The organism is Clostridium carboxidivorans P7 (assembly GCF_001038625.1).
Classification (GTDB): domain Bacteria; phylum Bacillota; class Clostridia; order Clostridiales; family Clostridiaceae; genus Clostridium_AM; species Clostridium_AM carboxidivorans.
Window position 1 is genome coordinate 943521 of sequence record NZ_CP011803.1, and the last position, 12150, is coordinate 955670.

Genomic DNA, 12150 nt, shown 5'->3' on the forward strand with positions numbered 1-12150 from the left:
ACTTAAAATTTTTAAAAAAATTATAATGTCCCAAAAACAGGGTATAAATTGAATTTGCAACAATTTGTGTAAAAGTTGGAGTAAACAAAGTTTAATATAAACAAATATTTAAAAGTTATACCAATGCTATTATAGTTAACCAAAACTTGTTATAATTATAAAAAGATTTATTATGAATTATACTTTTACAGGAGGAGATAACCATGGAAGAAGCAGGTAAGATATTGTCAGAAGAACAAAATGAAATGAGGTCAAGACTAGACAAGGCATTACAAGCATTTAAAGGAAAACAAATTACAATAGATACTAATGAGGACATAATGACAAATCAGCTATATGAAAAATTTGATTATAATTTCTTTAAAAATTGTGAAGAAGAAGCTTTGCTGGATTTTCAAGATGAAGATAATGATTCTACTCCTACCATTTGTATAAATATAGATGATATTTGTAGTGTTAAAATTGATGAAGATGTGGATACACATTATGTCAAGGAGATAGAAATTGAACTTAAAAATAAATTTGTAATGAATTTAAAAAATTATTTTCTTTAACATGTATTTTTACAGTAAAGTTTTAAAAGGAGTTGTTCATAACTGCTTGTTATATTTAATAAACTTTTTAAGATATCATATTATTCAGAAATGGATTTTATGGTATCTTTATTTTGTAATTAATTTACAAAATTCAATTTATAGCATTGTGTTAAAGTATAATGAAAATAAAGTTAGTTTTACAGATTATAAAAAAATTTAAATTTAAGTGAAAATAAAATGAACCATTTAGTATATATATCCATCTAATTAGTGTAAAGCAAAAAAGTAGCGCTACAGTTTGCAAAGAAAGGTAGGAAGTCAATTGAATAAAGAAACATTTATAGCTAATGTCCTTGAAGCTGAATCTACTTTATATCATGTATCTAAATCAATTTTGACTCATGATCAAGATTGTGAGGATGCAGTTCAAGGGGCAATTTTAAAAGCCTATGATAAAATAGATACACTTAAAAAAGAACAATATTTTAAAACATGGTTGATTAGGATACTCATAAATGAATGCTATGATTTAAAACGCAAAGAGTACCCCGAGGTACCTTATGAAGAATACTTTGAGTCTGCTAAGGCTGAGGATAGAAAGGACTATAGTGAATTATATTTTGCCATTCGCAATTTACCAGAACGTATTCGTGTTACAATTGTTCTTTATTATGTAGAAGGATATTCAGTAGAAGAAATTAAACAGATTTTAGAAATACCTTCAGGAACTGTAAAAAGTAGATTGGCAAAAGGACGAAAATTATTAAAAATAAAGTTAGAGAATATGGAGGCAATTTATGAGTAATTATGATTGGAATAGAGTCTTTCCAGATACACCTGAAAGTTTTAAAAATAAGGTAAGTGCAACGTTAAATAGTTTACCAGATAAAAAGGAGATTGATAAAATGGAAAATGTTAAAATGTTCAAAAAAGGATCAATTAGGAAAAAAATTATAGGTGCATTAGTAGCTACTATGGTAATAGGAACAACTGTATTTGCTGCAGGAAAAGTAACTTCTATAACTTCAAGTTCAAGTAGTAAACCAACATATACTACTATACCTACAGTAGAACAAGTGAAGAAGGATTTTAAATCTAATCCTAAATTAGTTAATAAATTTGATAACGGATATACTTTTGTAGATGGAAGTATTGTAAATAATAAAGGAACTGATGATAAAGGCAATTTTGCAGGAAAAACAAAATCACTTGATTTTACTTATTCAAAAGGAAATGATAAATTAAATCTTTATATAGAAAATGGAAGGTTAGGTGAAAGATCAAAGAAGGAGACTGTTGTTGCTAATTATAATGGTATAGATTTATATTATTGTTCATATGCTGACAAATTTGAGCCAGAAAATTATAAAATGACAGAACAAGATAAAAAGGATAAATTATCTGGTAAATATGTATTTAGCTTTGGATCTGATTCTGATAAGGAAAAAATCTCTCAAGTTCAATCTTTAAATTGGATGCAAGATGGAATTTACTATTCTTTCTTAGGAATTGATTCTAATGCATCAAAAGATGAATTAGTTAAAATGGCGCAACAGGTTATAAGTACCAAATAAATAGAGTTCTTGGATAGTTAGATTTTGTATATAAAGCATTAGCCATAATGAATTTTAAGGTCATTATGGCTTTCTTTATTCAGTTCTTCAGATATGATAAATATTTTAATTATTTTCGCAAATATTTACTTGACCTTAAGTTTGCTTCAGGGCTTATAATTATATATTGCAAATATTTAAAGATAATAGTTGTGAAAATATATATATTTCTGGGAGGAACCATATATGAACATAAAAGAAGCTGCAAGGATAACGGGTATTTCTATTGATAATCTTCGTTACTATGAAAGAATAGGTTTAATTCCTGAAGTTCCAAGAACTGCATCTGGAATCAGAAATTATGATGAAATGTCATTACATTGGATAGAATTTGCTATGCACTTTAAAAGAGCAGGAATGCCGTTAGATTCAATTACTGAATACATTCAATTAGCTTTAAAGGGCGAAGCAACAAAGGAAGCCAGGAGGGAAATTCTCTTAGAGACGAAAGAAAATTTGGAAGAAAAAATGAGTGGGATACAGGAAAGTTTGGATGCTATTAATTATAAGCTGGATAATTATGACAAGAAATGTGAATCTGTTACCAAAGAATTAATAAAAGAGTGGAAAACAAGTAAACACAAAGAGAAATAATATAATAAGTACCAATACTGAAAGGTATTAAAGTAAATTCCTCTTTATGATTTGTATAGATACAGGAGATTGCGAAAAAATAGGTATTTTTGCTGATAGCTCGTGGAATTTCATCTGCGGTTTAGTGGAATCTATAGAATACCTTTTATCATATCCTCCTACAATGCGATCATAAGGAGGATTTTTGTAATGTTTTTTATGAAGAAAATTTAAAAAAGTACTTGACTTTGAGTTAACTTAAGGGTTTATAGTCAATATATCAGGAAAAATGATATAGATAAATATGTTTAAAGGAGAAAAATATTTATGAAGATAACAGTAATAACAGGAAGTCCACATAAGAAAGGTACCACTGCTTTATTGGCAGATAACTTCATTGCAGGAGCTACAGAAGCTGGACACGATGTATATCGTTTTGATGCAGCATTTCAGGATGTAAAACCGTGTCTTTCATGTGGATATTGTGAAAGCCATAAATCTGAATGTGTATATAAGGACTCCATGCGTGAACTCAATGAAAAACTATTTGAATCAGATGTTGTAGTATTTGTAACTCCGATTTACTATTACACCATGTCTGCGCAAATTAAAGCTGTAGTTGATAGATTCCATGCAAATAATGCAAAACTGTCAGGAAATAAAAAAGCTATGATTTTTGCAGCTGCCTATGGAGCAGATGATGGAACTATGGAAGGGCTCCAAAAAACCTATGAAGCTATCCTTCGCTATTTGAATTGGAAAGATACAGGTGTATTGTTTGCAAAAGGATGTCCCACAAGAGAAAGCATTGAAGAGACAGGTTATTTACAGCAGGCGTATGAGATGGGTAAAGCCTTAGTATAATGAAATAATTATGATTGGAGGTAATTAATATGTCTAAAAATATACTTATTGCATATTTCACACATTCAGGAAATACTGGCATAATAGCAAATCTTATTCATAATATTGTTGGAGGGATTACTTTTGAAGTACAACCAGAAGTTTCCTATTCTAATTCCTATAACATGGTTGTGGAACAGGCAAAGAAAGAAATTAAAGCTGGTTATAAACCAGTTCTTAAAACGAACCTTGACAGCATTGAAGTTTATGATACTGTATTTGTTGGTTCTCCCAACTGGTGGAGTACTATAGCACCTCCCATTGCGACGTTCTTGTCCGATCATGATTGGTCAGGAAAAACCATAGTGCCTTTTTGTACTCATGGCGGCGGCGGTCAGGCACAGGTCATAAAAGATATTGCCAAGCTTTGTCCTGGAGCAGCAGTGTTAGACGGTTTTGATGTGTACGGTAGTGGCTCGGCAGGAGACACACAGGCCCAAATATCAGCATGGCTGCATAAAATCTCAGTTATCTAGTAGGCTATATTGGGGGCATCATTGGTAAATTATTATAAGGCAAAGTAAAGAATAGAGGAGAGAAAAATAATGGAATATTTAGGTGAACAAATTAAAAAGTTAGGTTTTGGATTGATGCGTTTGCCAAAAGAAGGTGAAATCATCGATATTAAGCAGGTGAAAGATATGGTAGACCGATTCCTTTTAGAGGGATTTACCTATTTTGATACAGCATGGGCTTATCCTGGCAGCGAAGATGCAATCCGTCAGGCACTTGTGGAACGTTATCCAAGAGAAAAATTTCAGTTGGCAACTAAGAATGCAGCATGGATCAACTGCAAGACAAGGGAAGAAGCAATTGACCAGTTTGAAACTTCTTTAAAACAGACAGGAGCAGGATATTTTGATTTTTATCTGTTACATAATCTTGGAGAGCATCGTACAAAGTTTTTTGATGACTTTGATATGTGGAGTTTTGTGCAGGATAAGAAGAAGGAAGGCATGATCAAGCATATAGGTTTTTCATTCCATTCCACACCGGAAGAATTAGAAGATATTTTGAACAAGCACCCTGAAATGGAGTTCGTGCAGTTACAGATTAATTATGCAGATTGGGAGAGTCCATCCGTTCAATCAAAAGCATGTTATGAAGTTGCAAGAAAGTATGGAAAGCCAGTTGTGATTATGGAGCCAGTAAAAGGTGGTATGCTTGCAAATCCACCAGAACCAGTGAAAGAGGTTTTTAAAAAGGCAAATGAAAAGGCTTCTTATGCATCATGGGCAATTCGTTTTGCTGCAAGTTTGGATGGAGTAATTACAGTTTTGTCAGGAATGAGTAACAGAGAGCAGATGGAAGATAACCTATCTTATATGAAGAATTTTACATCCTTATCAAAGTTGGAAAGGGACACTTTACAGGAGGCACAAAAGGTTTTAAATAATATTCCATTAATTCCATGTACATCTTGCAACTATTGTGCAAAAGTCTGTCCAAACAACATTGGTATTTCAGGCTCTTTTACGGCAATGAATTATCTTACATTATACAAAAATGAAGAATCAGCAAGGACACAGGAAAACTGGTTAGTTAGTGGACATGGTAAGAAAAGTGCATGCGAATGTATCAAGTGTGGTAAGTGTGAGGAAGTTTGTCCGCAGCATATTGCAATTAGGAAAGAACTAGTAAAAGTTAATAATGCTTTTGCTAAGAAGTAAGTATTTAACTTTTGCAGGTTGAGCATGATACGACGCAACTTTTTTGAGATGACAATGGAGGTGAGTTTTCTTCCTTATGTCAGAAAACTAATTTATTTTTAAAGCTTGTTTTGTTAACGCAAAACAAGCTTTAAATTTATATAAGTCATCAATGTTTCACTTTAGTGAAACGAGCAATTTAAAATTTAATTAAAGATTTTTTGTAGTGTAACAGAGAAAAAACATCCTACACTGTCCTCTCAAAAATATTGTATTCTAATATTTTTGCATTAAATATATAAATTAAAAATCTTATTATCTATATAATTGTATTAATTTTTATATTTTGTTTTAATTCTCTTTCTTGTGCTAGTGGTTCAGTTGGATATCCTAGTGCAATACCAGAAATAGGAACAAAGCCTTCAGGCAAATCTAGTTCTTTAAGTAACTCTTTATCTGCATTAAATGCACATAAGGCTCCTAAAATATATACACTTCCTATGCCAGCATCTGTCGCAGCAAGAGTCATATTTTCTATTATACAAGCTGCATTAGCAATTTCAACATTAGGAAATTGTTCATTTGGTATGCCTGAAACTATTATTAATGTTGGTGCACCATATAATGGATTAGAATTTGGAGCCCCAAACATATTTGCAGCAGTTTTTGCTATCTTATTTAGTAGATTAGAATTTTGGATGACTGTTATATGAATTGTATCATAAGCTCCATTACCTACTGGTGCAGCACATCCAGCGCTAATTATATTGTTTAAAGATTCATCACTGATTTGTTCAGGTTTATAACTTCTTGTAGACTTACGCATTGCTATTACTTTCATCATTTCCATAGTTATTATCTCCTTTTCAACACATCATTTACTCAAGTAAATATACTTGGTATAATTATTATACTTGCACTGTTTTATACTAACAAGTACGCAGAATTTTGTTATCAGGTACTATTTTTCGTACCAGGGAGGGATCAAAATGGCCAGCAAACAAGAATTGGATGAGTACTTGAATATACTCAAAAAATCAGAAAGTAATGAGGAATGTCCTGTAAAATGTACATTGGAGATAATTGGAGGTAGATGGAAACTGAGGATTTTATCTCAATTGCTAAAAAATGAAGTAAGTCGTTTTAATGAATTGAAAAGAGAGATATCAGGAATAACCAATACAATGCTTTCCAGTTCATTACATGAACTGGAAAATGATAAATTAGTTAAAAGAGTTCAATACAATGAAATGCCTTTAAGAGTGGAATATTCTCTAACTGATTATGGAAAAAGTCTTTTGCCTCTATTCTATGATATAGCTGTTTGGTGGAATAATTATAACAGTTAAATTATAAAGGAGTTGTTTAGGATTAAAATTGATCGTTTACTTTGAATAATAACTGTTCTTTTAAATAATATGTTGTAAGGAGAAGATAACTATGATAGTAAAAAGTGTAACACTTTATGTTAACAAGAAGCATATAGAGGAGTTTATTGAAGCAACTAAAGAAAATCAAAATAATTCATTAAAAGAAGCAGGAATTATAGGTTTTGACTTTTTTAGGTGCAAAGATGATTCATCAAAATTTTTGCTTTATGAAGTTTATAAATCAGAAGATGATGTAAATAAACATATGGAAACTGATCACTTTAAGAAATGGATAAGTACAGTAGAAAAGTGGTTTTCAAAGCCAAGAGACAGAGCTACATATATTCCTGTTTCTTAGATTAAAGAAAGCTATAATATGATTATATAGAATTAGCAATGGTAGCGATCGGATAAAAATCAAAGAATGCTTTATAATAGGAAACAAAGATATAAAAGGAGTGATTTTATGTCACAAAACTATAAAAAGCCAAGTAAAGAAGAATTAAAGGAAAAGCTTGATGAACTTCAGTATAAGGTTACTCAAGAAAACGCAACAGAGAGGCCTTTTAATAATACTTACGACAACCATTTTGAAAAGGGCATATATGTTGATATTGTTTCTGGTGAACCACTATTTGCTTCTGCTCATAAATTTAATTCTGGCTGCGGCTGGCCTGCATTTTCAAAGCCTATAAGTAGAAAGTTTATAAAAGAAAAGGCTGATTTTAGTCATAATATGCATAGAATTGAAGTTAGAAGCAAGAATGCTGATTCTCATCTTGGCCATGTTTTTAATGATGGTCCTACAGAAGAAGGAGGATTAAGGTATTGTATCAATTCTGCTGCCTTAAAGTTTATTCCATTTGATAAAATGAAAGAAGAAGGATATGAGGAATACATTTCTTTGGTAGAGGATAATAACCATAAGAATCATATATAATTTTTTGCGATAAATTTAATCCTAGCAATATTTGCAATAGCATTATAAATAGATGCTTTTTGTATATTTAAAATTAACATCCATATATTTAGTTTTAAAATCAAAAATACAAGCATATTTTAAATTAGTTATTATATTTAAAATATGCTTGTATTTTTTATGAAAGGTATAAATTCATATGAGAAATATTAATGTGAAAAAGTTCTTCAAAAGTAAAGATAAAGCAAATATTGCTATTCTGATATTTTCAATTATACTGATATATTTACTTATTTCAGTATATTTTACTAATCATTTCTTTTTCAATACAGTAATAAATGGAGCAGATGTCTCATTAAAGTCATATGATGATGCTAATAATATAATTAGAAATTATACTAGAAATTATAAACTTCAGCTAGTAGAGAGAAATGGGCAAATAGAAGAAATAGTAGGACAAGATATAGGGCTGAAATACAATGAAACAAACAATGTTTTTAAAATTTGTCACAAGAAAAGTTCATTTAAATGGGTTATTTCTTTATTTAAAAATCAAAAATATTATGTAAATGATTTGTTTATTTATAATCAAGACAGCTTGGAAAATAAGATAAATAAATTAAATTGTTTGAATAAAGCTATTATAGAACCTCACAATGTGAATTTTAAATATTCAAATGGTTCTTATAAGGTCATTAAAGAAGTATATGGAAATAAGATAAATAAAGGTAAAATGAATGAAGCTATAAAAATGAGTATACTAGAAGGAAAAACAAAATTAGATTTAAACAAAGAATTCTGTTATGAAAACCCAAAGTACACTCTAAATTCTAATAAAGTTTCTAAAACTAAGGATTTACTAAATAAGTATGTATCAACAAAAATCACTTATATATTTGAAAATAAAAATGAAATATTAGATGGGAATATTATAAATGAGTGGCTTAGTGTTGATGAAAATTTAGAAACAGTAATAGATGAAAAAGCAGTTGATAAATATGTGCAGGGATTAGCAAAAAAGTATGATACAGTTGGAATAGCAAGAAAATTTAAAACATCTATAGGAAAAATAGTAGAAGTTGAAGGTGGGCTTTACGGATGGAAAATCAATTGTACTGCTGAAACAAAAGTGTTGTTAGAAAACATAAGGTTTGGTGAAACTCTAGAAAAAGAACCTATATATATTCAAAAATCTTTACCCAGAGGTGAAGATGAAATAGGAAAAACTTATGTAGAAGTTAATATAACAAGACAGCATTTATGGTTTTATAAAAATGGAAGGCTTATATCTGAAGGTGATATAGTAACTGGAGATCCTAATAGAGGATGCTCTACTGTGCTTGGTACTTATATGCTTAATTATAAACAAAATGGAGCAACTTTAAGTGGGCTAAATTATGAAACTGAAGTAAGTTATTGGATGCCTTTTTTTGGAAACATAGGAATACATGATGCAACCTGGAGATATTCTTTTGGAGGAGATATATATAAGAGAAATGGAACTCATGGCTGTGTAAATGTTCCGTTAGACTTGGCTAAAGCAATTTTTGATAATATAGAAGAAGGAACTCCTATTATTTGTTATGAAGAACAGGAATGAAGATAGAAATAGCATTTTTAAATCAATTGTATATGTTATAAAAGTCTGGACTATTTTTTAGGAGGTAGAGTTAAATTAATAACTCTACCTAATTTAATGCAATTTTTTCCATTTAGAATATTTGTCAGGGTATTTATTTTTTATTAGTCTAAAGAATATATTTAAATATCCAAATTTCTTTAATGTTTTTAGTATACTTACAGGATATTTTTCAACAATTTCAAAGTTTTTTCTAGGATCTATTACTTTAATAGATTTATCGGCTTGTACAAAAATATGAGGAGAACGAATATTTAATCTTGTAAATCCTAGTAGTTCAAAATTGTATATTAATTCTACTAATTCAAATGCTATCTTTTCATCTAAAGAATTATTTTTCAAGTATTCCTTAAGATTAGGTCCAGGTACATAATCCATAATTATAGAGTCGTCATCATAATTATATATCTTAGTAAAAAACCTACTTTCTTGTGCACACTTCAAAATATGAATTTGATCTTTGAAGGAATAATCATTGAAAAAAACTTTTATTACTTTGTCTGGCGGCAAGAAATATACTTTACCTTGACTGCCTTTTCCAATAAACTTTAATTTACTTACATCTATGCCACAATGGTAATTCTTGTGTAGCTTATTCATAACAAATACCTCGCTTTGTAATTCTTTGTCATGCGTAAATTATTTTATATTACAGTATATTATTAAAGTAATAATATGTTACTTATATACAAAAAGGTATGGATTTTATCAAAATAGTTATCATAAAAAAGTTTTAATAATATATACACAGTTTTGACACAATTTTGTTATACTAGTGTAACATTTCTAATATATTATTAAGCTATTAACTAAATTAAAAGCACATTATATACATATTATTCTAGTGTAGGAAAAGGAGTAAAATATGAACAGAGATAGCTTTAAAGATTATTATAAAATATTGCAAGTAGATAGAAATGCTTCACAAGAAGTAATTACCATGTCTTATAAGGCTTTAGCAAAGAAATATCATCCAGACTTAAATTTGAATAGTAACTTAAATGAAGCAAATGAAAAGATGAAGGATATAAATGAAGCATACAACATATTAAACAATGTAGAAAGCAGAACAAAATACAATGTAATTTATGATTCATACATGAAAGATACCATTAATAATATTAATATTGACAGCAGTAATATTAGTAATGTTAATAATGCGTATAATTCTTATATGTCAGAAGAAATTAGAAAAGAAGGTACAAAAAAAGAAAAGATTAAAATAAGCAGATTTTTAAAGTTAAATAAAAGGAATATTGTTATAGCAAGTATTATAGCAATTTTATTAATATATGGAGCTGTAGAAAGAATGTTAGTTAGCAGCGATTATACTTCAATTCATAAAATTCAGAGGGATATAAGTACAAACATAGTACAAATGGATAGAATGAAAGCCGGTATTGATGGTAAACATGTAAATTATTCAGATGATCATTCTGAAAATCATGATAAAAAAGTATATTCTCATCACAATATACAGATAGATGATACATCGAAACAAGATGAAATATATTCGGAAAAAGTTAGCCAATTGGAGTACCTAACGGAAGAAGTTCAAGCTCCTAGTGCATTAATTCATAGATTGTTTAATTAACTAGATAAAAATGTACTAAACAGAGATGAATTTGAAAAATTTAATATATTTAGAAATAAAATATATTCAGAACTGTTAAAAACAACTCATGAAATAAAAAGAATGTAGTAGATTTGTTTGAATAAAACCTAACTACATTCTTTTTTATATGTTTTTTTATTTAATTGTATTAATTTTAATGATTTGTTTTAATTCTTTTTCTTATTTTAAATTAAATTTAAAATAAGAAAAAGGATTTTAAGTATATATAATATAACATTGATATAATATAACATTGATATAAGTTAATATTGTGTTATAAAAATGTTTCAAATCTTTTTTACAAGGGAGGTAAAAAATGTCTACTAAAAAACATTTAATAAAGTTTCTACTGATTACTTTTATAGCTCTTATTATTAATTTAGGTATATGGTATTACATGGGTCCTGAAAAAGCATTAGAATTTCTTGGAGGTTATATTATTGAGCTCAGCCTTAGCGTTGATAATTTATTTTTGTTTTTGTTAATTTTCTCAAGTTTTGGAATAGGTTCTAAATACCAAAAAAGGGTTTTGAACTATGGAATTATTGGTGCTATTATATTAAGGCTTGTATTTGTAATATTAGGGATTGCCATTGTAAATAGTTTTAAATGGGTACTGTACATATTTGGAGTATTGCTTATTATAAGTGGTGTTAAAATTGTATTAAATAAAGAAGAAGATGTATCTTATGAAGATAGTAAATTAATTAAGCTCCTGAAAAAGATGATACCAGTTACAGAAGAACTTCATGAAGAAAAATTTTTTGTTAGGATAGATAATGTACTACATGCCACTCCATTATTTGCACTGCTATTTTTAATAGAAGGTTCAGATATAATTTTTGCAATAGATTCAATTCCAGCAATATTTGCAATAACAACTAATCCATTTATTATATATAGCTCAAACATTCTTGCAATATTAGGACTTAGAAATTTGTACTTTCTTTTAGAAAAGTTACATAGTACCTTTGAATATGTTAAGTATGGAGTAGGAGTAGTACTTATATTTACTGGTATAAAGCTTGGAATATCATTTAAATATCATATACCTGTGGCAGTATCTATTCTTGTTATCATTTCTATATTGGTAATAAGTGTTTTAGTTTCTATAATTATCAATAGAGGAAAAAAGGTTAAATCGTGACATTATTAATAAATTAAGAGAATAATTTTTTATATTTATGTATAAATTATAAGTGGGTTCATTGAACTAACCCACACGCTCAATTACATGAAGCCTGTACCTGTTTTAGGTGCAGGCTTTTAAAATAAAAGTTGAATGAAAATACTTTATTAAATATTTTCATATAACTTTAGTAATAATTATTTT

15 protein-coding genes are annotated in these 12150 nt (G+C 28.7%); 13 read left to right on the plus strand and 2 right to left on the minus strand.

Translation table 11 applies throughout. The features are described from left to right. The first annotated feature begins 203 nt into the window (after positions 1 to 203). The 7 genes from Ccar_RS04065 to Ccar_RS04095 all read left to right on the plus strand — a co-directional run bounded on the left by Ccar_RS04065 (position 204) and on the right by Ccar_RS04095 (position 5295). A complete protein-coding gene (locus tag Ccar_RS04065; protein WP_007060397.1) occupies positions 204 to 554 on the plus strand; it encodes a hypothetical protein in 351 nt (116 codons plus the stop codon). Positions 555 to 858: 304 nt separating this feature from the next. Continuing rightward, positions 859 to 1341 carry an RNA polymerase sigma factor gene (locus tag Ccar_RS04070; protein WP_007060396.1) on the plus strand — a complete coding sequence of 161 codons (483 nt, stop codon included), beginning with the start codon at positions 859 to 861 and terminating at the stop codon, positions 1339 to 1341. Next, a complete protein-coding gene (locus Ccar_RS04075; protein WP_007060395.1) occupies positions 1334 to 2110 on the plus strand; it encodes a hypothetical protein in 777 nt (258 codons plus the stop codon). Before Ccar_RS04070 ends, Ccar_RS04075 begins: the two co-directional genes overlap by 8 nt. A 225-nt stretch (positions 2111 to 2335) precedes the next feature. Beyond that, positions 2336 to 2743 (plus strand): MerR family transcriptional regulator, encoded by a 408-nt coding sequence (locus Ccar_RS04080; protein ID WP_007060394.1) that lies wholly within the window; start codon positions 2336 to 2338, stop codon positions 2741 to 2743. A 306-nt stretch (positions 2744 to 3049) separates the two neighbouring features. Continuing rightward, on the plus strand, positions 3050 to 3586 hold the full coding sequence (locus Ccar_RS04085) for a flavodoxin family protein (protein WP_007060393.1): 537 nt from the start codon (positions 3050 to 3052) through the stop codon (positions 3584 to 3586). Positions 3587 to 3600: 14 nt separating this feature from the next. Beyond that, positions 3601 to 4101, plus strand: a complete 501-nt coding sequence (locus Ccar_RS04090; protein ID WP_237737319.1) for a flavodoxin — start codon at positions 3601 to 3603, stop codon at positions 4099 to 4101. A 69-nt stretch (positions 4102 to 4170) separates the two neighbouring features. Next, positions 4171 to 5295: an aldo/keto reductase gene (locus tag Ccar_RS04095; protein ID WP_007060391.1), complete on the plus strand. Its 1125-nt coding sequence runs from the start codon at positions 4171 to 4173 to the stop codon at positions 5293 to 5295. Between the two features lie 298 nt (positions 5296 to 5593). Here the strand turns inward: Ccar_RS04095 and Ccar_RS04100 are convergent, their stop codons facing one another. Further along, the gene (locus Ccar_RS04100) at positions 5594 to 6124 is read right to left on the minus strand and encodes a nitroreductase family protein (protein WP_007060390.1); all 531 of its coding nucleotides are present in this window, start codon (positions 6122 to 6124) and stop codon (positions 5594 to 5596) included. A gap of 139 nt (positions 6125 to 6263) precedes the next feature. Here Ccar_RS04100 and Ccar_RS04105 point away from each other — a divergent pair, with 139 nt between their 5' ends. The 4 genes from Ccar_RS04105 to Ccar_RS04120 all read left to right on the plus strand — a co-directional run bounded on the left by Ccar_RS04105 (position 6264) and on the right by Ccar_RS04120 (position 9163). Beyond that, entirely contained in the window at positions 6264 to 6623 is a 360-nt protein-coding gene (locus tag Ccar_RS04105; protein WP_007060389.1) for a winged helix-turn-helix transcriptional regulator, read from the plus strand. Positions 6624 to 6714: 91 nt separating this feature from the next. Next, positions 6715 to 7002, plus strand: a complete 288-nt coding sequence (locus tag Ccar_RS04110) for a putative quinol monooxygenase (protein WP_007060388.1) — start codon at positions 6715 to 6717, stop codon at positions 7000 to 7002. Positions 7003 to 7110: 108 nt separating this feature from the next. Continuing rightward, positions 7111 to 7584 (plus strand): peptide-methionine (R)-S-oxide reductase MsrB, encoded by a 474-nt coding sequence (msrB, locus tag Ccar_RS04115; RefSeq protein WP_007060387.1) that lies wholly within the window; start codon positions 7111 to 7113, stop codon positions 7582 to 7584. A gap of 178 nt (positions 7585 to 7762) precedes the next feature. Next, positions 7763 to 9163, plus strand: coding sequence for a L,D-transpeptidase family protein (locus Ccar_RS04120; RefSeq protein ID WP_007060386.1), 1401 nt, complete (start codon positions 7763 to 7765; stop codon positions 9161 to 9163). A gap of 93 nt (positions 9164 to 9256) precedes the next feature. Here Ccar_RS04120 and Ccar_RS04125 read toward each other — a convergent pair whose 3' ends face one another. After that, complete coding sequence (locus Ccar_RS04125) at positions 9257 to 9802, minus strand: hypothetical protein (protein ID WP_007064261.1); 546 nt, start codon at positions 9800 to 9802, stop codon at positions 9257 to 9259. Positions 9803 to 10067: 265 nt separating this feature from the next. Here Ccar_RS04125 and Ccar_RS04130 point away from each other — a divergent pair, with 265 nt between their 5' ends. Together Ccar_RS04130 and Ccar_RS04135 are read left to right on the plus strand one after the other, a co-directional pair. Next, entirely contained in the window at positions 10068 to 10796 is a 729-nt protein-coding gene (locus tag Ccar_RS04130) for a J domain-containing protein (protein ID WP_007064262.1), read from the plus strand. Positions 10797 to 11133: 337 nt separating this feature from the next. Next, positions 11134 to 11964: a TerC/Alx family metal homeostasis membrane protein gene (locus tag Ccar_RS04135; protein WP_007064263.1), complete on the plus strand. Its 831-nt coding sequence runs from the start codon at positions 11134 to 11136 to the stop codon at positions 11962 to 11964. Positions 11965 to 12150: the final 186 nt, after the last annotated feature.

What these genes read in the sequence shown, in the direction of transcription:
- Ccar_RS04065 (WP_007060397.1), top strand. Translation starts at nt 204, where the DNA reads ATGGAAGAAGCAGGTAAGATATTGTCAGAAGAACAAAATGAAATGAGG.
- Ccar_RS04075 (WP_007060395.1), top strand. Translation starts at nt 1,334, where the DNA reads ATGAGTAATTATGATTGGAATAGAGTCTTTCCAGATACACCTGAAAGT.
- Ccar_RS04080 (WP_007060394.1), top strand. Translation starts at nt 2,336, where the DNA reads ATGAACATAAAAGAAGCTGCAAGGATAACGGGTATTTCTATTGATAAT.
- Ccar_RS04085 (WP_007060393.1), top strand. Translation starts at nt 3,050, where the DNA reads ATGAAGATAACAGTAATAACAGGAAGTCCACATAAGAAAGGTACCACT.
- Ccar_RS04095 (WP_007060391.1), top strand. Translation starts at nt 4,171, where the DNA reads ATGGAATATTTAGGTGAACAAATTAAAAAGTTAGGTTTTGGATTGATG.
- Ccar_RS04100 (WP_007060390.1), bottom strand. Translation starts at nt 6,124, where the DNA reads ATGGAAATGATGAAAGTAATAGCAATGCGTAAGTCTACAAGAAGTTAT.
- Ccar_RS04105 (WP_007060389.1), top strand. Translation starts at nt 6,264, where the DNA reads ATGGCCAGCAAACAAGAATTGGATGAGTACTTGAATATACTCAAAAAA.
- Ccar_RS04110 (WP_007060388.1), top strand. Translation starts at nt 6,715, where the DNA reads ATGATAGTAAAAAGTGTAACACTTTATGTTAACAAGAAGCATATAGAG.
- msrB (WP_007060387.1), top strand. Translation starts at nt 7,111, where the DNA reads ATGTCACAAAACTATAAAAAGCCAAGTAAAGAAGAATTAAAGGAAAAG.
- Ccar_RS04120 (WP_007060386.1), top strand. Translation starts at nt 7,763, where the DNA reads ATGAGAAATATTAATGTGAAAAAGTTCTTCAAAAGTAAAGATAAAGCA.
- Ccar_RS04125 (WP_007064261.1), bottom strand. Translation starts at nt 9,802, where the DNA reads ATGAATAAGCTACACAAGAATTACCATTGTGGCATAGATGTAAGTAAA.
- Ccar_RS04130 (WP_007064262.1), top strand. Translation starts at nt 10,068, where the DNA reads ATGAACAGAGATAGCTTTAAAGATTATTATAAAATATTGCAAGTAGAT.
- Ccar_RS04135 (WP_007064263.1), top strand. Translation starts at nt 11,134, where the DNA reads ATGTCTACTAAAAAACATTTAATAAAGTTTCTACTGATTACTTTTATA.